The 22050-nt window shown below is 49.0% G+C and carries 14 protein-coding genes and 1 pseudogene; all 15 read right to left on the bottom strand.

Annotation, left to right across the window (positions count from 1 at the left end):
* Positions 1 to 44: 44 nt before the first annotated feature.
* A complete protein-coding gene (locus M1L66_RS22210; RefSeq protein ID WP_434688273.1) occupies positions 45 to 4469 on the bottom strand; it encodes an InlB B-repeat-containing protein in 4425 nt (1474 codons plus the stop codon).
* Between the two features lie 10 nt (positions 4470 to 4479).
* The gene (locus M1L66_RS22215; RefSeq protein ID WP_434688274.1) at positions 4480 to 10782 is read right to left on the bottom strand and encodes an InlB B-repeat-containing protein; all 6303 of its coding nucleotides are present in this window, start codon (positions 10780 to 10782) and stop codon (positions 4480 to 4482) included.
* A 16-nt stretch (positions 10783 to 10798) separates the two neighbouring features.
* On the bottom strand, positions 10799 to 12439 hold the full coding sequence (locus M1L66_RS22220; protein WP_434688276.1) for a cell surface protein: 1641 nt from the start codon (positions 12437 to 12439) through the stop codon (positions 10799 to 10801).
* A gap of 52 nt (positions 12440 to 12491) precedes the next feature.
* Positions 12492 to 13049, bottom strand: a complete 558-nt coding sequence (locus tag M1L66_RS22225; RefSeq protein WP_187018661.1) for a 3D domain-containing protein — start codon at positions 13047 to 13049, stop codon at positions 12492 to 12494.
* A gap of 50 nt (positions 13050 to 13099) precedes the next feature.
* Complete coding sequence (locus M1L66_RS22230; RefSeq protein ID WP_434688278.1) at positions 13100 to 13888, bottom strand: transglutaminase domain-containing protein; 789 nt, start codon at positions 13886 to 13888, stop codon at positions 13100 to 13102.
* Between the two features lie 257 nt (positions 13889 to 14145).
* Positions 14146 to 15027, bottom strand: a complete 882-nt coding sequence (locus tag M1L66_RS22235) for a tyrosine-type recombinase/integrase (RefSeq protein WP_434688280.1) — start codon at positions 15025 to 15027, stop codon at positions 14146 to 14148.
* 960 nt (positions 15028 to 15987) lie between these two features.
* Positions 15988 to 16491, bottom strand: coding sequence for a GNAT family N-acetyltransferase (locus tag M1L66_RS22240; RefSeq protein WP_187018656.1), 504 nt, complete (start codon positions 16489 to 16491; stop codon positions 15988 to 15990).
* Between the two features lie 34 nt (positions 16492 to 16525).
* On the bottom strand, positions 16526 to 16834 hold the full coding sequence (locus tag M1L66_RS22245) for a DUF1905 domain-containing protein (RefSeq protein WP_187018654.1): 309 nt from the start codon (positions 16832 to 16834) through the stop codon (positions 16526 to 16528).
* Positions 16835 to 16946: 112 nt separating this feature from the next.
* Positions 16947 to 17675 (bottom strand): hypothetical protein, encoded by a 729-nt coding sequence (locus tag M1L66_RS22250; RefSeq protein WP_434688283.1) that lies wholly within the window; start codon positions 17673 to 17675, stop codon positions 16947 to 16949.
* 662 nt (positions 17676 to 18337) lie between these two features.
* Positions 18338 to 19146, bottom strand: a pseudogene (locus tag M1L66_RS22255) (phosphoadenosine phosphosulfate reductase family protein).
* 31 nt (positions 19147 to 19177) lie between these two features.
* Positions 19178 to 19921, bottom strand: a complete 744-nt coding sequence (locus M1L66_RS22260) for a DUF5131 family protein (protein WP_434688285.1) — start codon at positions 19919 to 19921, stop codon at positions 19178 to 19180.
* A gap of 82 nt (positions 19922 to 20003) precedes the next feature.
* The gene (locus tag M1L66_RS22265; protein WP_434688287.1) at positions 20004 to 20639 is read right to left on the bottom strand and encodes a CatA-like O-acetyltransferase; all 636 of its coding nucleotides are present in this window, start codon (positions 20637 to 20639) and stop codon (positions 20004 to 20006) included.
* A 67-nt stretch (positions 20640 to 20706) separates the two neighbouring features.
* Entirely contained in the window at positions 20707 to 21441 is a 735-nt protein-coding gene (gene mtnN, locus M1L66_RS22270) for a 5'-methylthioadenosine/S-adenosylhomocysteine nucleosidase (RefSeq protein ID WP_434694301.1), read from the bottom strand.
* A 42-nt stretch (positions 21442 to 21483) separates the two neighbouring features.
* Entirely contained in the window at positions 21484 to 21633 is a 150-nt protein-coding gene (locus tag M1L66_RS22275; protein ID WP_434688289.1) for a hypothetical protein, read from the bottom strand.
* 16 nt (positions 21634 to 21649) lie between these two features.
* A complete protein-coding gene (locus tag M1L66_RS22280) occupies positions 21650 to 22033 on the bottom strand; it encodes a hypothetical protein (protein WP_434688291.1) in 384 nt (127 codons plus the stop codon).
* Positions 22034 to 22050: the final 17 nt, after the last annotated feature.

Genomic DNA, 22050 nt, shown 5'->3' on the forward strand with positions numbered 1-22050 from the left:
CGCTCTCCGGTGTTCCCACAATCATTTCTGCCGTCAGCGGACCATTACGGCGTTTCTCTGATCCATCTGCCGTTTTCATCTACCGGATACCCATCCGGAGTGATTTCACCCACATACAGCGATCCGTATGGACGCCCCGGCTGACTCACAGGGTTAAAGAAATACCAGCCGTCACCCAGCTCCTGCCAGTCTGTAAGCATTCCTCCGGTAAACTGGTTCAAATAGTACCATTTGCCGGCGTCCTGATCAAAATACCAGCCGATCTTCAGACGTCCCTGCTCGCTTCCGGGATCAGGGACCAGATAATACCACTGCCCCTCTGAATCCTGATACCAGCCCGTGTCCATGCAGCCCTCCGAATCGAAGTGATACGTATAAAGCTGCTGCGAATTTTCATACCTCACATTCACCCAGCTGTCTTTGACTTTCGCGCCGCTTTTCAGGACGAACATCCATCGGTTGCTTTCGCCCTGCACCCAGGAACCGTCTGTTCCGTTAAAATACGTTCTGTAACGGTTAAAGGACTGGCCGGGTCCCAGGACTCTGCCCGATCTGCCGGAACCGGAACCACCGCCGGAGCCATTTCCACCCGGGTTGTCCGGGTTATCCGGGTTATCTGGGTTGTCCGGGTTATCGGGATTGTCTGGATTATCCGGATTGTCTGGATTATCCGGGTTATCGGGATTATCCGGGTTATCGGGATTATCGCCGCCTGAACTGATGGTGTCCACGATTCCCTTTAATTCCTCATAGGTCTGTAAAAGCTCTTCCAGCGTTGGCCGGTAAACTCTGTTTACCACTTCCAGCGCCGTATCCACCGCGGCGCTTAAGAGCTGTCTGTTTTCCTCACTGACCGACGTATTGTTCATCAGCGCCTGTGCGACAGCGATCTGATCCATCAGCTTCCGCCTGGCCGCCTGCCACTCTGTATCATCCGCGGCCTGGTACCGGACATGTAGGGTCAATGACCGTGTGACCGGTTCCGAAACATCGTACGCTGCCGAAGACTCGGATACTCCCAGTCCCTGATACTCGTATACAATTCCGGTAACCGGGTCTGTGTAGTCTTCAAAAATAGCCAGGTCGTTAAATTCCTCTGTGTCTTCCAGCGCGGTGCCTGACTTCACCTTCACCCGGTGAACGGCCGCTCTCTTGCCGTCTATAATTGTTATTTCATGCGCCTTCAAATACGTCAGCACGTAGGTGGATCCAACCGCGGCATCGAAGGATATGGTGCCCCGGAATGCCTCACCGGCGCTGTTGGGATCCGGTTCCATCGGTATCTGCGTACAGCTTGGCGCCCCCTCCGGGTCATCGATCTTCCAGAGCCTGTAGTCTAAATATCCCAGCAGGTTGTTGTCGATCACACCGTACACCCGGATATCCGGCTGGGAGTTTCCGTCTTCCGGCAGCTCCTTATTGGTTCCGCCCACCTTTCTTGTCAGGGAAGAGGTCAGCGTCCACGGCACTTTCACGAGATCGCCGTCCTCTCCCATCTCCTGCTTCACTGCGTTGGATTCCGAAGCCTTCGGCGGCCTTCTGTTAAATTTCACCGTATATTCCACATCGATTCCCTGTGTCATGGCTGTCTGATCGCTGGTGTTGGCAGTCAGCGCCTGTATCAGGCTCTCCTGATAGTTCCCGGATAAATCCAGAGCTGTCTTACCATCCTTCGGCGAAAACTCCACCGATGCATTGCCCGGTGTGGCCGTTGGCGGCGACTGGTAAACGGCCTGCAGCACGACATTCTGTCCCGGCATGGTCACCGGCTGATTTCTTCTCGCCGCAAAGAGCTGCGGGGCTCCAATCAGGGTATTCCACTGCTTAAACGCCTGTCCGTTTCCATCCGTGGTATCTGCATTAATCTTTACTATGTCTCCCTTTCTTACGACAGCGGTCACAGCGTGTGATTCTATTTCCAGTGCTGTGCCGTTTCTTACTATCTCATCGATGTATCCGCCGTTTGTCAGGGATACGGTATACGTCTGCTCCTGCTGATCACTGCCCAGAACGGCTACCTGTGTTCCCATTATCCGTTTGTCGGCAGCCGAAGCCGTTTCTCCTGCGTGTTTAGCAGTGACCGTGTACAGCTGATTCGGCTCCAGGCCTCCTAAGGAGACTGCTCCCGCGGAACCGGCGGCTCCAATCCAGCCGTCTCCATCAGTTCCCGGAACCTGTATCACGTTTCCTTCCGCATCCAGAATGCCGTATAGGGTATTCGGCGCGGCCGGGTCGATGGTAATTCGCATCTTTCCTTCTGAGGAGTCTGCTCCCACCTGATAATTGCCGCCCAGGGCCGGTACAGTCACCCGGGTAGGCGGTCCGAAATCGAGGGGATCCACGCTGTCCGGCAGGATCGTTCCGACGGCCGGATTCACTTCCATGGCCAGCTCATACGCGTAGTAGGCTGTACACGGATACAATCCGATAAAATCGCTGCTTTGCAGCTGAACGCCAGTCTTAACAGCCAGCACGCGGTGATTCTCATCCGTCAGCGCATATCTGCGCCCTTCATTTGCTCCGGATACGGAGACCTTTCCCCGCCCATCCTGAGCCACAGTACCTCTCGCATCCGGCATTGCAAGGATTCCGTCGTCTGGCATGCTGACCGGAACAAACCTTGCCGTATAATGCTGGTCAGCCAATACCGTCTGGCTGTCCTGTACCCGGTTTCCGCTCTCATCAAACCATCCTGCAAACGTATAATACGTATCCGGCACGGGAGTCGGAAGATTCAAAGAGGTCCACAGCACTCCTTTTTCTGTGTGAATCGAGGTCACTCCGGTAAGCGATCCGTGATTTCCGGCTTCAAAGCTTAAGTCAAACCACTCATTGGGATCTTCCTCAAAATTTGCAAACAGCTTCGTCGCCTGGGTTATGGAGAGACTTCCTTCCAGCCGCTCTCCCGTCTTATCACTTCCATTTCCATTGGCCTTGTACCAGCCGTCAAACACGTAATGGGCCTCCGGAGAAGCCGCGATGCCATCCGTCAGTTCTTCGATGGTATAATTCCCGTGCTTCTTAAAACGGGGAGCCGTCGCCCCGGAGATGGATCCGTTGCTGCCGTTATAATACTCAAGCTTTGCCCAGTACGATTCGTCCGACAGGTTTTCATTATATGTAATCGTCACGATCCCGCCCTGCATGTCGCTGTTTAGGGTAAGCGTTTCCGCATTGGGATCGAAACTGTTCTGATTTCCGGTAAAATGCTCGTCCCATCGAATGTTGGGCGGATAATCATAGCCCGTCTTCTGTTCCACATCGATCACGACCGGAGACGCAGGGGTGATATCCCGTATCTCATCGTCCTCCAGCGGATTCCCGTGGTTATCCAGCCTCTTTACCTGAAGCCTCGTATGGAAATTGGGATCAATTGCATACTTATAAGTAATTGTTATAGGCTGATTCGCCATCTTTCCCTTAAAATGGTTATTTCCGTCAAAATGGCAGCCCGCAGTCGCCGCCGAATAGATTCCCTGGCCTGCTAAGTCATCCGTCCCCTCAAAGCCCGGTTTTATCTCGCTGCTCTGCAGCGTATAAGCGTTGATCTGCGCGGGTGCGATATCGATCTCCGCCTCCGCCGGAAATGTAAAGGTGTCCGGAGTCTTGATGGGCGTTCCTGAGAAATCCACATACTCAACGTTCACCGCAAATTTCTTCGTCGGATCGGGTTCATACCGGTACGCCACCGTCAGATTGTCATTGGGCATATTGCCGCGCACCGCGTTTGTCGCCGAGTTGATGGAGGCCCCGCCATCCAGACTTCCCTGGCCGCTGGCTTCCTCATACTTCCGCACCCGGTTATTTTTTATCAGCACGGACTTTAAGCGGTATCCCGGAATATCTCTCCTATAGGTGGCAGAGATCGGGGTATTGGCCATAACCGACCGCGTCCAGTCCGGCGACTCATAAAACTTCCAGAGATCCTCTGCTCCGGACGCCGGCCATGCATTCTCATCGGCGCCGTTATTGTTGTTGTCTCTGCCGGTATTTAAATCCCGGTAGTGCATCACCGTAAATTGAAACGGACTCGTCGCATTTCCTTTCCACACAGCCTTGTAGGTGCTCACCTGCGAATAGGGAAATGCGTACGGCAGGGACAGAATCTTGTTTCCCGCCTCGTTATACCAGCCATCAAACGTGTAGCCGTCCCACGCAACATTAAATTCCGGGATTTGCGGCCTCTGTCCGGACCCAAAATCTTCTCTGGGAATTCCGTTAAAATCGGCAGAGTCCGTCAGCGGATGCCCTGCCTGTCCCGTAGCAAAGGAGACCCCGTCTGCCCTTCTGGGCACGCCGCTGTAGCTGGAATGGATCAGGCCCGGGCCCGCCTGGGGATCGAATTCAATGACAGACGTCTCCCCATAGTTGACCGCATACGCCGGATTACCCGGGGCAGCCATGGAAAATACCATGACTGCCGCCAGAAGCTCCGCCAGCTTTGCTTTCAAGTTAAATCTTTTTTTCATCGAGTTCCTCCTACTGAATCCACGCACCGTCAGCGTCCGTTGCAAAGCCATCCGGTGTTTTTTCGTTTTTATACATGGAACCCAGCGGCCTTCCTTTTCCTCCGCCAAAATTCCAGTTTTCCTTAGTCGGGTTGTACGTGTATACCCCGGCCCCGGCCGTTTCGAAATAGTACCATTTGTCTCCGATCTTTCGCCAGCCCACAGCCATCATTCCGCCTTCCGGAATCAGGTAATACCAGTTTCCATCTGCAGTGTCGTGGTGCCATCCGGTCTGCATTCTGCCGAATCTGCCTTCTTTTTCCGTGTTGCAGTAATACCAGTTTCCGGCCTTATCCCTGATCCAACCGGTCTGCATGATTCCCTTGTCACTAAAATAGTACCATCCGGTCCTGTCTGATGGATTGCCGCTTCCGTCCGCGGGATACTTGATCCACGCCCACATTCCGCTTAACCGCATTCCTCCGGTCAGAACGAAGGCCATCTGCCTCTCTTCTCCCTCGGGCGCGCTGACTTCCACCCAGTTTCCGTTGGTTCCAACTACGTAGCTTTTCGGCGTATTTGTGTTAAAAGGATTCTGTTTTGTTCCGTGTCCGCCACCGCCGCCGCCTTTGTTGCCGCCCTTGTTTCCGCCTTCCTGAATCTCGTCGTAATGGTTGTAACGGTCATCCAGGATCTTTTCATACGGCTCGGTTTTCTCCTTCAGTTTTTCCAGAGCCGCTTCCAGCTGACCGGCCGTTGCCCTTGGATTCTCACGGTCCAGAATCTCCAGCGCTTCCTCCACTGCGTCTTTCAGCTTTCCGCTCTCTTCCAGCTTCAGGAAGTGGTCATCGCTGATCCGTATGGCCTCCTGGATCGCCTCCTCCAGCTTCTTTCTGATATCGTCCACTTCTTTTACATTATCCTTATAATAGGCGTACACGTACGTCTTTCTTCGGATCGCTCCGGAGGGGTCAAACTCCTTAAACCGGTTCTGGTCATAGCTCCAGCCTTCATAGCTGTATTCCGCTCCGGTGGGGCTCACAAAGTATTCCACTTGATCCGCCACCTGGCCGTACGCGTCGCTGTAATATATGTCATCCGGCGCCTCCTCGCGGCGGACCTTAAAGGAATAGCGGTACCGGTTCTCAATCGGCAGGACCACGCTGTTTATGAAGAACACGCGGTACGCCCGGTTATATACCATCACATACCGGCTTCCAATATGGGCCGTGAAGGTGAAGAGCCCTCCCGTGGTCTCCGGGTCATAGTCCAAATCAACCAGACTCGCTTCCGTCTCACCGGTAGACGGGTTTTCTGTTATTTCATACAGCTGGTAATCCATCATGTCGATATCGTCTTTTCCCATCTGTATGTAAGTCCGGAAGGAAGCCTCAGGTTCCGGGGTACCGGCCACCTTTCTTCCATTGACATACCGTTCCGCCAGCACATCCAGTCCCCAGGCGCCCTTATAGGCCTCCTCATGGTTCTGGTCGTAGTAGCCGGAGGCTTTTACCGCATTGGATTCCGACGCTTTGACTGCGTTCTTTCTGTACACGATTTTATACGTCACATCGGCGCGGTTTACATCGATCAGCTCCCGGTCCGCGTTCGTCGTCAGTTCTTCCTCCAGCCTTGGAATCTCATTGGGATCCAGCGCTGTTTCCTTCCGGCTCCCGCCTCTCACCTCATCCACGACCGCAGCGTTGCTCGGTGATGCGACCGGCTTTTTATAGACTGCGGTCAGCACCACATTGGCGCCAGGCATCGTAAAGCTGGTTTCCCGGGCGGTTGTCTTATCGCCCAGATTTCCGGCGGTTCCGATGGTCGTCTCCCAGTGGGAAAATGGATTTCCCGCACTGTCTGCCGCATCGGCCGTAATCCTGACCCGGTCACCCTTATGGGCTTTCTCGTACCGCTCTTCGCCGACGGTTTCCTCCGCCACCTGCAGGATCTGTCCGTTTACCGCCTCAACGATATATTCAGGCAGTTCCAGTTCTGCGCCCGGATCGGTTGTTATAACGCTTCCTGCCTCTCTCCGGCTCTCCGCCGTAATGTCCGTCTGTCCCACAGGGCGGGCCACCACCGTGTACTCCTGGTTATAATCCAGTCCCGCAAATTCCAGGGAAGCCGGGCTTCCGGCCGGTTTCTTCCAGCCGCCTGCACTCGCGGATGGCACTTCCACCACATGACCATTGCTGTCGAGCACCGCGTATTCCGAATCAGGATCCGAGGGTTTGATCACCAGGCAGGTTTTGCCTTCCTCTTTCTCATCGTAGATAATCTGGTAATTCGTCTCCAGTACAGGTGTCAGCGCCTCTGCCGGCGCGCTTAACGGCTCCGTGATCTCGTCGATCTGACCGCCAGCCTGGACCAGGGTATTCTCATCGGCCTCATAGATCCGGTAATACGCGCCCGGATACAGGTCATCAAACACCACGCGCCCGGACAGCTCATTTCCGCGAAGCACCTTAAGGATCTTACCGTCTGTGTCTGTCAGAATATACTGATATCCCTGCGTTGTGTGGAACACGGTGACGCGGCCTTTTCCCTGGCTGTTTAAACCGGCTAGCACTTCCGGCTGGGCCACTTCCGTTCCAAATACATCGGGGTCCGGACGGAAACGGATGGTATACGTCTGCCCGTTTACGAGACCGAGTTCCCCATTTACAGGCGTTGATCCCGCATACCAGCCCACGGTCAGGTAATTTACCTCCGGGGTGTACTGCGGCAGGCTGCCTGTGATGTCTCCCCACTTCTTGTCAAAGGTGGTATGAAGGCTCACCGGTTCTCCCGTATTAATGGTGCCGTGGGCGCCCGCCTCAAAACGGATATCCACCCACTTATCCGGATCTTCTCCGAAATAAGCCGTCAATACCGTATTACCGGTAATATGGTAATCCTCTCCAAGCAGCGTCTCACCGCCGTCAAGCATTCCATTGTTGTTTGCATCCACAAACCATCCTTCAAAACGGTAATAATTGTTCGCATCGCCTTTCGGCATCAGCTTTTTGTCTGTCAAAGTTTTCAGGGTATAGCCGTTTTCCGCTCCCTGGTCACTTCCGTCATCGATCAGGGCACTGGTCCGGAAGCTGCCGTTTCCAACAGCCTGTACATCCGGAGACATCCCGTCCGCTGCGGAGAGTATTCCGCCTGCTCCTGCGCGGTAGGTAATGTCCGCCCAAAGGGATGCGGTACGGCTATGGCTGTATTTCACAGTCACACTGTCATTCGGCATAGTTCCCGTAAAATCATTTCCGCTCCAGCTGATCTTATTGGTCACCGGGCTGATGGCCCTGGCCGCCAGAGTGTAGCCGTAAGGCTGTTGGTATTCCATTCCGCCCTGCGCACAGGCAAGTCCTACCGGTTCTTCCGCCTGATGCATGTGGCGCAGCGGTTCCCTGATATTTTTCAGTCTGTCATCCTGTGTCTGGTTGTCCACATATTCCACGGTCAGGGGATAGCCTTCTTCTGTCGGTTCATAAATATAGGTAATGGTGACCGGCTGATTCGGCATCACGCCCTGGTACTGGAAGCTCCCGTCAAATGCACCGGTGAGGGCGCTGACCAGATTTCCATCGGCATCGTCTGCCGTATCCCCGGCGTCAATCCGTGCCTCCACACACTGATACCCGTATTTCGTCACCGGACCGGCGGTAATCGCCTCCTCCGGATAGCGGCCGCTGGTCTGGTCGGCCGAGACGACGGCTCCTCTCACAGTCTGATGGCGTACCGTAAGCTGCGACTGCGCGGCCGTATTGCCGTAGTCCACCCGGTAGCGGTAACGCACCGTGGCATCCTGCCCCGGCATCTTTCCTTCAAACTGCCCGCCTGATCCGTTAAACGTACCAATCGGGACGCTGGACCCGTTAAAGTTATACGTCTCCGGCGTCGTTCCTGAGTCTCCCAGGTTCCATACGTAGCCGTGTATCGTTTTCTTCTGTGCCTGGATCGGCGTTTCCACACTGTATGCACTTTCCGAAGTATTGGTCTGGAATACAATCGATCCGTTCTGATTGGAGTATTCCACAGTATAGTTAAATTTCACATTAGGGTCCGATTCAAAAATCGCGTAATACGTAATCGGTGTATCCGGAAATACTGCCGGCAGTTCCGTAATAAAGCTCGGATTATTCCAGTCATTTACCGTACTCCAGCCGCGGAACCGATATCCATATCGGCTGACACTGGGCAGAAGTGCGTTGACACTGTTGCCGGCCATTCCTGTCAGGGAAGGCGGTGTCGGCGTTCCGCCGTTTGCCTCGAAATTAATGCTGGAATCCACCTTTCTGTACTCGTAGTCAATCGTCACATCCTGGTTCGGCATGGTTCCTGTTACTTTTCCAAAATCGCTTCCCGGTGTGAGCTGAGCCTGAAGCGAGGTAAATGCCCCCTGGTCAATGGTCACGCCTTCTAATTCATATCCTGTCACTTGCGGCGGCGCGGCGATCTCTACCGCCTCACCCGATCCACGGGTAATCGCCGGTATCGCAGGCGCTCCTGCAATGCCGCCGCCTGTGTTTACATCTTTGATGAAGGCTGTAATCTGATAGCCATTTTTCTTCAATACCGTGTTTCTGTCATAGTTTGCTCCCGCTCCCGGTAAATTGGCCGTGCCGGTGGTTATGTAGAGTCCGGTTCCGTCACTGCCTGCTCCATCTGCGAAAAAGTTATCCACAAACGGACTGGGCGATATATTCACCGCGCTTCCCGTCAGCGGCACAGCTATCTTTACTTCCTGATTGGCCTGTGTAGAAAGGCCACCGGCCGAGGCTTCCGGCAGCTGGGCGGTCGTCACGCCGATGCTCGTGGTATCCAAGTCGCTCTCTACCGTCATGTATTTGCCGGCGGCCAGATAGACATTGGCCTTTGCGCCGCCCTCATTCGTATTGTCCTCAATCACGATCCGGTTCTGTACCGTAAATTTCCCTGTGCTTTCAAAATTCACGGCCCCCCGGTCCTTCGTGACATTACCGGTAATCGTTCCGAAATTCATCTCCAGGTTTACGCTTCCGCCTGCCTGAATGGCGCTTCCCACACCGGGTGCGGATACCTTGTTGTTCTGCAGCACCGCCCCGCTCATCACACCGATCGTTCCGGTGTTTCCGGTTAGGATCGGAGCGGTATTGCCTGCTGCCCCGGCCTTGCTGCCGTCCAGCACAAGATTGCTGAAACGCATGGTGCCTCCGTTGGTAGCAAACATCGCTCCCGACACCAGGCTGGAACTTCTGTGCAGTGTGATGATATCGTCGATCGGCGTTCCTGAGCGGTTGTAATCTGAGCTCATAAACGTGATATTGGCGCCTGACGGAATGTTGACCGTTGACGTCAGTTCGCCGTAATCCTGTATATAGATATAGCCTACATTGCTGCCAATCTTATTAATTGCGGCTTCAATCGTCTGCAACGGTGTATCGTAAGCGCCTACATTACTGTTGTTTCCGTGGGCGGCCGATACATAGTAGGACGGCCCTTTGGCTCCAAACGCCACCCGACGGACTGCCGTCTCATACGGACGGAGCGGGATAGTCCAGGAATAGGTAAGCCCCGAATCCTGATTCGAAACGCTGTGCGGTCCATCCGTAAAGTAATAATTATACCTGGCGCTGTACTGTCCTACCCATTTCGTCGTAGGCTCTGTCACCCCCAGACTGCTGTCATTGTAGATACAGTCAAAGGTCTGCTGCGTCTGTTCATTGACCATGTGAAACCCACGGCTATTGGCTTCCAGAGTGGAGGCGTCCGCCGGGTCTCCCGCGCCCGCGCCGCTTCTTCCACCCACCTGTACGTCCGTACCGCTGGCCAGCTGAATCGGGTTATCCGCATTGGTTTTGTTATATACAATGTAGTCCACCAAAATCCATTTCTGATCCAGACTGGGGTAGACCTTCATCTGTACTTCAACCCCCAGGTCGTCAAACGTCTGCACTCCGCCGTTGGTTGATATGGCTACATTCTTTCTTCCTCCTGTGCCGCCCTGTTTCTGTATCACTGTTTCATATCCCTGGTGGGCATACGTGGTGATAACGGATTTCAACCGGTCTCCCGTGTAGGGATTATCAGAACCGATTAAAGCAGCATTTTCGATGCCTTCTATGTCAAATTTTCCGGCCGATCCCTGATTCCACTTATAAGCGGTCGTCAATCCGCCGCCATTGGTCTTCATCCCCTGTGCAGGCTGAAGCTCTGTGCCCGCGGCCCAGGCTGTCATGGCCGTGCCCGGTACCGACGGCAAAAGGGTCAGGGTGACTGCCAGCAGCAGTGCGGTGCCCCTCTTTACGTTCCGAAGCAGCCTTCCCATAACTGCCGGCAATCTGCCTTTTCGAAATCCATTCATTGTCTCCAACCTCTTTCTACTCAAAATTCAATCGTTCCTCGGCGGGCAGCTGATCCAGAACCGGCTCCGAATCGTATCCGGCAATGAGACCTCCGGAATACTTATCGTCCTTATCGTTCCCGTCGTAGTGGTAAAATCCCTCGCCTTCCTCGCCGTTATGCCACTTCGGCTTTGAGCTGTCGTCTGTCCTGGCGGCGAAACGCCCGTTCAGGATGATCAGCCAGCCTCCATCCCTGTCTCTTACAATCTTCTTCTGTCCGGATACCACATTTCCCCTGGTATCGACTACCCGGTAAATGTCCTCGTCCTCCTGAACGACACCATACCCGTACTCTTTATCCGCTTCCAGTTTCAGGCCATTAATATAGAAGGCATTTTTCCATTTGCGAATCTTATTCCGGTTGCCGTAAGCGATGCCGCTGCTTCCAAATCCAAAGGTAAAGACTCCATCGGACAACTCCACCTTTATATCCCCGCCAGTCTGCATGGAACCGTCATTCAGTTCATCCGGCGCGAACAGGTACAAATCCGCCTTTTCCAGTCCGTAAAGGTCTCCGTTTTTAAAATCTTCAGAAGTCCAGTCATCCGTGTCATACTGGGCTACAAAAGTATCTTTTCCATCAAACAGAACGAATCCCGTACGCATTCTTCCGAGTCCGTCAAACGCGTAATTTCTGCCGTTGACCTTCCTGATCCGGTTCCGGTAAACCTCTCCGTCCTGATCGGTATACCACCAGCTGTATTCCCCGTTGCTGTAATCCTGTTCGTCAAGATTTTCGGAGGGGCACATCCAGAACCAGGTGTTTCGCAGCAGGCGCCCGCCGTCATAGCCTGCAAAGTATTTTGCAGATTCCGAGCTGGTGGGATTGCTTCTGTCCGCGTCGCTGACGCTGGCTACCCGGCTCCACCACGGCAGCATAATTCCGTATTCATCGAAACCATAGGTTGCGCCGTTAATCACCTTCTGCTTCACCCTGTCTCCGCTGCTTTTTATCCGTTTAAAGTTGTTGTCAAAATACAGCCACAGCTCTTTATACTCGGTGTAATCCCGTCCCGTTACGCTGCTTTCCAATTCATCGGCGGCCCCCACCTCCATGGAACCGTAATCGAGCCAGGTGCTGCTCCACAGCGCTCCATCTTCACCGGCGTAGTATACGCCCTCTGTTAATGGACTCTCATCCTCTGTCAGAGGGCGGCCTTCCTCATTCAGCCATCCGGTGAGCATTTTTCCGCTCTCATCAAACACGTATGTTTTTCCGCCTATCTCACGTTTAAAACCGCCGTCTCTCCGGTATGCCTTTCCATTGCTGCCAAAATAGTACCAGCCTTCCTCATAATCTTCCTGCCGTTTTCCATCTGACCAGACCCAGCTGCCCTGAACGCGTCTTCCATCTGCGTCCACGTAATACAGGCCGTTGTCCCGGTCAATAAAACTGTCCTTTACCATCTGTCCGGCCGAATCCAGGTAAAACCAGGCTTCCTTTGACTGCTTCCATACATCAGTCACCGGCTGGTCCTGGTCATCTAAATACCTCCATTCTCCGCCGGCACTCTCCCAGCCCTCCACCGCATATGCAATTCCGGTCTGAGTTTCCGAAAGGAGTATGGCAGCCGTGACAAGTACAACCGCCGTCAATGCAATCTTCCTTTTTTTCATCCTGTTATCCTTCCAATTTCATTTGTTTATCTATGTAAACCCTCGAAAGGGATTATTTTAAATACACATCCTTTTTCTGCCGCCCGAACTCGACTGCCTCCTCGTGGGAGGAGAAAAAGATATCAAGGCTCCTGTCTTTTATCGCCTGTCCAATGTCCTCCGCCCTGTAGGTTACCCCTTCGATCTCGAGGTAACTCCCCAGCGGGATCACCTGCGGATCCACCGCTATGGTATAGCCTGACTTCGGGACGGTCTCCATCTTTGTCAGCTTTATGTCCTTTTTCCCGCAGCAGATATCACAGCTGCAGTAGCCGGTGATCTCGAATTCTCCGAGGTATGTGGGAGGTGCAGGAATGGCGGCGGCCTCAGAGGTGCTCTGGGCGGGCTCCTTCATGGCTGCAGGCGGAGGTCCCGAACCTACGGGAGTCTCCTCCTCGGACACGGTGATGACGAGGGGCGGTACCAGAATTTCCTTCGGTTCCAGCGCCCCTTCGGAAACGAAGGAATATCCCGCTGTCAGGACAGCCGCCACCGTGCTCATCACAGTCACAAGCTTCATCATCCGTCTTTGAACCCGCCGCCGTCTCTCCGCTTTTCTGAATTCGGTCATCCTGCGGCACTTTCGGTTCGAGGTTGTTCCACGGCATGTCCTGTGTCCGGTCACAGCGTTTCGTGCATGGAATCTCTCTCCATCTCTTCTTCCGGGATCAGCTTCCACCTGTGTTCGCCCAGGCTCTTGTCCCATGTAATATCGCAATATTTCCACCCCCCATCAATCCATACCCGATTCCACGCGTGATTCCCCTGATAAACCGGTTCGCAGGTCAAGCCCGCCATTCTGCACAGCGCCAGGTATGTGGAAACGTAGCCCCAGCATACAGACTGTCCCTTCATCACAGCATCATAAATCGTTTTATTTTGCATGGCCGCATCATAGTCCACATTTTCGTATACCCAATCGTAAAAAAATGCCGCCTTCTCTCCATCTGATAGTCCAAAACCGCCGGCTGCGGTCTCTTCCAGCTTTGCAGCTACCTGTCTGTGCTGACTGACGGCCTCCTGGATATCATCACACCACGCATAAATGGTGACGCCCTCCACGTCCCTTCCTGCCGCAAGCCGTATTTCCTGTTTCCCCCAATATACGTACCGGTAAAAATAACGGCCAAATGAAACGGCCTCTTCCACCGTATCAAAAGTAATTCCTGTATTTTTCCCCTCGGCTTCCCCCTGATCTTCACTCAGCTTACGGATCAATGCTTCTCCAAGAGTTTCATAGACTGGAATCCTGCTTCCCATCACCCGGTTATCTTTTCCTTCCGTTTCAGGATTCACCCCGGAAGTCTCCTCCCGCGCCGGCAGCTCCATTCCATACACCGGCATACAGGGGCGAAAACAAATCAACAGCAATAAAATCAAAAGGGCGCACGGTTCTCTGATTTTCCTCATCCTTCGTTCTCCGTCCCGGTTTACAACCGAATATCTCTTTTGTTGTAAAATATTGGAAGAAGAAGGAAAAAAAATCGTTTCCGCGGATAAAACCGCAGAAACGATCAAAAAATTGCATGATTATAAGACAGATCGAAATTTTTAATTTGTTCGGTCTGCTTTTTGTGTCGAAAAACAAAAATTAATGTAGGAAAATATAGATTTTAAAATTAATATGTAGTATAATCAGGTTGAATTCTTATTTTTATTTCTATATTTTACAACAAAAGAGATAGTCGGTTGTATGATGTAACCAACAGCCCTAATTTCTCCAACTGCTGTCTGTGTCTGTTTCCGCTCTCCATCGTATAGATCCGCGTCGTGTTAATATCCTGATGTCCCAGAATATCCGCTAATTTTGACAGATCCTTCTCTGCCTCATAGTACGTCCTTGCAAATAAGTGCCTTAAGTTATGCGGGAATATCTTGTCGCGTTCTACGCATGCCGCTGCGCCCAGTGCCTTCATCTCCCTCCATATATTGCTGCGGTCCAGCGCCTTTCCGTTTCTGGTTCTGAATATTGCCCCCTCTGTGATTCCTTTTCTAATCGCATACTGCTGCAGAATGATGCACAAATTTTTGGTCAAAAGGACGGTTCTCACTCTCCCCTTACACTCCACCTCCGCTCTGCCTCTCTGAACCGCCTCCACTGAGATATAGGCAAGCTCCGATATTCTGATTCCGCTGGCACAGATGGTCTGAATCACAAGCGCCAGTCTCTCGTTGCCCTTTTGGGCCGCCGCCTCGACCAGTCTCACATACTCTTCCTTAGACAGCTCCCGGCTCTCCTGGCAGAAAGAAGCCTTTCCGATTTTTAAAAAGCGCACCATACAGTCCTTCCAGTTGCAAAACTGAAAGAGGCCATTTAACGCCGTCAGCGCGCCGTTTACAGAGATTGGCGCGTAATGTCCCCTCAAATATTTCTTCCATATTAATACCCGTTCTTTTGTCACTGGCCTCCAATCCAGATATTTCATAAACTGGATCAGGTGATACCGGTATTTTTGAATGGTCTTCTCACTTTTTTCACAGCCCGCAAGCCACGCGCAATAATTGTCAATCAGTTGTATCGTAATAAGCTGTTTTCCTATTTTCCTCATGATGTCCTCCGATTATGGTCTCCGATTATGATTATTGATGTCTTCGTTATTTTACCCGAATAAAAAAAAGGCATTCAAATATCCATTGCGCCCGGATATTTAAACACCTGATTTCCTTCCATCCGCTTTTATTGGATATTATACTTCGTCCTCGCAATTCCGGGTTTTGGCACAATTCAATTCTTCCGCTAAAAGGGTAAATGGAATCTTCCCGCTCTCGTGATCTTGTTTATGAACAGGAATATTATTAAGTTTTCCAGTCTCATCATCATATTTCAAGATGGCTGCTGTTCTGTGAAATTCTTTCATCGCTCTAATCTGCCAGAGGAAATGGTTTCCTTCCTATGTGAACAAAAAAAACAGGATACATTCCTGTTTCCTGAATATGGTATTACCAGCTGCAGTATTATACACCCCCTATAAGCATGCCCGGCGCCTTGACGGCGCAGCGCGGCATGGTATTGTATGTCTGGCTAGAGCATACTCAGCATAGCATATTCTGATGGGGGATGCAAGGCTGGGATTTCGGCTAGATAGCGGAGGCCTGTAAACTAGTTACCGTTCACTCTCCACCAGGGGCACCGCAGTCCGGTTCGGCCGGGCAGGCTTCCTCAGCCTTTCCTGTGACTTTGCAGGGTATTAGAAGTTCTTAACGCGCAAAATTTTTCGTTCAGGTAAAATTCCCACTTGTCTGAGCGCAGCGAGTTTGGGAATTTCACCTGGTTTTTAGAAAAATTCTGCACGTTTAGAACTTCTTATGCCCGAAACCGGAACTGGAAAGGCTGAGGAAGCATGCCCGGCCGAACCGGACTGCGGTGCCCCTGGTGGAGAGTGAACGGTAACGTAAACTACTAATCTTTTCTTATCGGATCGATCTCCCTGCACACTTCGCGCATGTGTTCCAGGAGTGGACGGTTCCTTTGCTTCGGACTGAGATTATGCATTTTACAGTCTGAAACTTTACACACACGAATCGGTGCAAAAACGGTATTGAACTTCCCGCAGATCTCTTCCTCCAATGCTGTCATTTAAGTAGCGATTGGTTGGTGTAAAACCAGCTTTTTCGTAAAAGCTTCTTGCTCTATAATTTTCTTCCAGTACCCATAAAAATATGTCACGGTAACCAAGACGTATTAATCCCTCTACCGCAGCATTAAGCAAATGCTTTCCATACCCGTTCCCCATGTACTCAGGTAACAAATATAGTGATACAATCTCTCCGAATTCCTTAAATTCCGGAAATCTGGACTTACAAAAACTGGTTGTGCCGATAAAAATATCATTTTGAATCATGACAATCGTATTCATTTCTGCCTGATCAAAATTGGCGGCCCACCGGCCTGTTGGAATACTATCCAAATATGCCTGTGGTATTATACCTTTATATGCATATCTCCAACTTTCCTCATAAATTTGGCTGAGTGCAAACCGATTATCGGATGGTTTCATGAGTCTGATTTTCATAGCAATATTCCCACATACTTTGAGCATTGATAAGTTATGTGAATTCCTCCCGTTTACTTTCTCTTACCCTCGTTTCAAAAGATATTTCAATCTCCATACCCAGAGTAATCTTCTCTTTTGAACGCACTTTCGCGGGCAGCGCGATAATATGCGTTTCATCCCCTTTCGGCATTAACGATGTCGGCCAACTTGTATTACCAGCTTTAGCAGTAACCGCAATAAAACCAAACCGGTGACCACCAAGCAATTCAAGCGGTTTGCTGATTTTCGTTGGAACAGAAACATAGTACCAGCCTCCCTGCATTTCAAAACGTTCGACTAGTGCGGTAAATGTATGTTTCATTCTTACCTCCGTTTAAATTATGAACAGGCTATCTTTATGGATGGATTCGTGATTGTTTGTGTATTTATTTGTTTTTACTTATATTCGTTTATGCTTTTATTCATTTATTTATTTATTTATTCATTTTCATCTTTTCACTTTCATAGAACTTTAAAAACTCCGCCCGGTCTTTCGCAAATACTTCTTCCAGTTCATATGACAATATAAAGGGGTCGTAATCGCTAAAAACATTTGGTATGTATTGATATATCTTATCCACAATCCCCACAACGTGCTCGATATCAACTCCTACCATATTGAAAATTTTCTTTTCTGTAAAAATTAACAGCTGTACACGGAAAGAACCTCCCTTTTGACCAACCTGGGCAACGATCCAGTAGATTTTATCACGAGGAATTACCGTTATCTTATTTTTATTCCCGCAAAGCAGCAGATAAGAAGGCGTCAGTACGATTTTCTCTCCATGTGGCTTTTTCCCCTCCGCGAATTCATAAATGTATTCCTCTACCTGTATCTTTCCCTCTGAGGCCTCCTGATCAATAAGCTCCGCCACTGCCTCCTTTGTATTTTCACCATAAGGAATAATTAGATTTTTACCATTCGTGACTGCTCGTCTTGTTTTAAAAAATCCCACGATTACCGCAAGCAGCATGATCCCTGAACCAATAACCAGATAAAAAAGCACTTCTCTGCTGGAAGGATCACTCAAATCAAAGGAATCCTTTAAAAGAAAATAAAGGACAGCAATGATACAGACGTATGCAAAGAACAATCTAAAAAGTGTTTTCCTTGCAGCCTCATTTACTCGTTTTGATTCTTGTTCTAAAAAACCTTGTTTCATACTGTTTATCTCCTGTTCTTTACATTTTTATGGTGAAATTCAGTTTCAACTTTCATTAATGAGTCTGTTTTAAATAATTCAAAATAGCATAGCAGGGCTGAAAAACCGATTGTTCTAGCCCAAATCATTAAAATTCAGAGTTTTAAAAATCTCTATTGATTTTTATGTCAATAAATTTTTTTCTTATAACTTCTACAGCCTGATAATATCCCTCATTGATTTTATTTTAAGCAAAACATTATCCTTGAGTGCACACTTTAGAAAAAGATATTACTATATTTTGGGGTATTATCTCCACATCTACATGTCTCGAGTGTATAAAAATGATGTCCACAGGACAGAATTGGCCCCGGGCGGACACGCTGTCCTCCCTGCCAGATCCGAGTGTATGACTGATTCTTTCATCCCACTCTTCCCCTGCATTAGAATTATATCATAGATTTATAGATTTGAAGATACCTTTCGTATCTCAGACTAAGAAATGCATTGCTGGCAAAATTAGTGCCAATAATAAAACCCTCAGAACCTTCTCTAAAGACTTTATTCTTAGCAGTAATTACTAAACCCAGTCAAAACTTTCTATGTATCCACCGGAGCTTGACTTGCTATTCTAAACTACTGTTACTCCGATGGGCTGACACTGCAGCTCCTATTATCTTTTTCTATGTTTCATTTTCAATTTTCCACTCCGGCATATCAAACAAACTCATCTGCCCCTCGATGGTCTCTTCCTCCATCCACCACGAAAAAACCTCCTCCTCCGTCTTCTACTTCATCTTTCCTCCGCCAGCATGGATAGCGTCCAACATCTTCCCAAAGGATCTTATATACGCCCTCTGGTAGGTTGGGTATAGGCGAAACTCTGTCCAACGGTTCTGCCCTGTCATGGGGCATCCCAAACAGCCGACTCAGTAGAATCCCATATCATAAAGCGGATTAAGCGCCAAGCTCTCGCTGCGTATATATTCTCACACATCTGAGTCCCGCCAGTCCACAATCGGATTGCAGATTCTTTTCCCTTTTAATGTGCAACTCTCAAACAACATGCGCTGCTCATCATTGTCATTATTCAGGATGATCTTCTTACTGGGATCCGATACAAAATTTTCAAAAACACCTCGAATATTTTTCGCTTTACACTCTCCGCCCATCGCACACCGGTAGTAATAAAGCGATCCTGGCAGGAGTTCTCTTTACAAATTTGGCAGCAATATCTCTAAAGCCTTGTCGGTCGGAATTTTTTCATAGGGATCAGAAACCACATGGTGACTCTCTGACCTTTGTAGATTGGATAATTCACACAACAGGTGATCCCCTCCAGTTCCAACTTCCGGAAAATATCTCTCACATAGTAAATGGTCTGAGGTGCATCTGCTGTTATCAGGTTATGATGAATCTAAAATGGTATTCCAGCACGTTTTACAATTTCCCTACATACTGCGCTGTCTTTCCCTCCACTGTCTGTTATCATTTACGGCCCCTGAGTTGCAAGCCTGTATCTCTTATTTAATTATATTTTTTCTTTCGTATCTGTAATTCACCCCAGCTTTTTCCGCTTGGTTCATCTGGTCTTTCCGCTCAATCTGATAGACACGGTTTCCTTTTTTGAATTTAGCGCCTGTCTGTTTGAACCAGAAAGGAACATCATACTCCACACATTGCTGCATGGTATCTAGGATCCATGCGTAATCACAAATCCTGGCCTCTGGGCCGGACTCCCCACCACAGGTAACCTGTTCAATCAATCCGGTTGCCAGATACCTGCGAATTTCTATCCGTTCCAGCATCGGTTCATGAATGAGCGTCCGGTGTTTGATTGGCAAATCCAGAAAGACAGGGAGTCGATAGTCAGCCCTATTCTGATTCTCGCACGTACAGCAGATTGTTACATTGTCATATCCTATTCCCCAGTCTTTTGGAAGCCCCACCTGGAAGCGCTGGATTCGTTTTGTAATGATCACAAAGTGCAGATCACCTCTCTCCTGGATCATCTTCCATGTATCGGGCCGCCATTCATCCGCTTCTTCTACAAAGAAATCCGAGGTCATACAAGTATACACGGCTCCCTCATCCGGCTGTAATTTATATATTCCTTTTCGATTCCGCTTGACCGGCAGATCGAAACTGGATGTTCTGGCTATGATGCTGCTGTCTTTTCCAAATTCAGCGTCTCTGCGGTATACATAGCAGTTCAGACAGCCCGGGCTAATTCTCCTGCATCCATGCCATGGGTTCCAGGTTGCCATAATATCACATCCTTTTCTAAAGACTTTATGATATAGTTCAAAATCTGCTGTCCTAAGAACATTTTTCTGTTTTATAAAACGCTTACATTAAATTCAATTCTTCCTGCAATTTTTCAAAGAACAAAGCTACATGATATCCGTCTGCAATCGCATGAGATATTTGTATCGTCAATGGCAATACGAAACATCCATCTATTTTTTCGTACTTACCAAAGGTAATCATCTTTGCAACCTTGTTTTCCATTGTTTTTGAATTTGAAGAAAAATGCTCAAAATGCAGCCATGGTATACACGAAACATTAAATATATTTTCAGGTAAGGTTCCTTGCGGAACTATCGTGGTAGAATTTGCATATTCCTCTACGATCTTTCGATATTGTTCATTATACTCAACACAAGTTTCCTGCATATCTGCATAAAGTATAAAAAATAATTTGCTGTTTTTATTCATCGAAGAGAATGTGGGCACTATCTTATCCCATTTAATCAAGTTACCCTCTAATACGTCATATTTAAAATTTTCAATAGTGTTTATCGCTTTATAGAGCTGGTACAACATAACTGCCTGAAAATTAAGGCTATCATTTATACACCTTTCAATCATTTTCGTGACATCTATTTTTGCGGTAAACTCAATCGTAGTTCCTACGCCCATAAAATAATAAAAGTAATCTGCTCTGTCAAATTTTTGCATATCTATTAATTCATACTTTTCCATATCGCTCCTCTTAAGATCCCGTTATCCACCTAATTAAGTTTCCTCACCAACAAGACAATTTCTCATTTTAACCTCTAAATTCGTTTAATAAAGCCACTGTAATATTCTTTGCAATCATCGAGGCTTTGGCGCAGTTTTCTTCAAAATTACATATTCCTCTACACACATCGGTGTCAGTAACGCATCGAATTGAAATGAATGGTATCCCGTTTACATAGCATACATGGGCAATACTTGCAGTTTCCATATCTACTGTAAAAGGCGCATATTCGTCATTAATCTTCTGCCGTCCCTCATCAGTTATAAATGACTCTCCTGTTACCATTCGTCCCCAAAATACGTTTCCTGCTGGCTCTATCTTTTTGACAGCGGCTTTTGATCGTTCTATCAATTCACGGTCTGCTTCAAAAAACACTGTTTTCATCCATGGGTGAAATTCGGTTAAAATATCCGGTGCAACATCATGATAGCAGACTTCTGTAGAAATTACCGTGTCAAACAGTTCGAGGTTGGGATTCATTCCACCTGCCGTTCCTGAATTAATAATTAAATTGGTTCCAAATACATCGATCAGAATTTGTGACGCTATGGCAGCATTTACCTTGCATACTCCAGAGTACAGAGCGACAATTTCTATGCCCTGAATCTCTCCTTCATAGAACTTCAGCATGGCTCTTTCGGTTATTTTGCAATTATTAATTACAGGTAAAAAAGGAGCTAACTCTTCATCACCTGCGCATACAATTCCAACCCTAATTCCTGGCACTTCCCGTTTTTCCATATCTTTAAAATGAATCAGCATTTTCAAACCTCTCTCTTTCTGGCTTCATTATCATTTACTGCATTATTCTTTTGTTTCATCACTCTCATGAAACACCATCAGGTATTCCTGTTCCCCAGTTACTTTCTCTGTCATGCTGTTTTCAACGGGGAATCCTTCCGCCTTATAGAATGCCACGGCGCCTGCATTCACATACACCTCTGCATTTGGCAAAACAGAGCAGACTGTCTCATAATGCTGTCTCCAATACTCCTCTTTCTACTGCTATTATACAGGAGCTGATATGAGATCGCAATACACTTTCAGAACATTTGTTCTTTTTCGTATTTAACTCCGTTTTTATGAACAGATTGTCATTATTATCTGTATCCCAGAATCCAATATAGATCTCACCCTTTTCCGTCTGAATAGGCCGGTAAAACAATTCTTCTCCCCAGCCGCTGTCTGCCATCGCCTTCCACTCTTCCATCACAATCTGGTTCAACGCCCTAAATGTGAGCCGCGGTGGCAGAAACTGATCCAATTCCCAGATATTGATGTGATAATCTGTTACCTCATCAACGTCATATGTTCTGCACTTCTCCTCAAGGGCTTCCAGCTGTTTCTCCATCATCGGGAAATAAAAACAGA

Origin of the sequence: Hungatella sp. SB206, assembly GCF_051132295.1 — a bacterium.
GTDB classification, from domain to species: Bacteria; Bacillota; Clostridia; order Lachnospirales; family Lachnospiraceae; genus Hungatella; species Hungatella effluvii.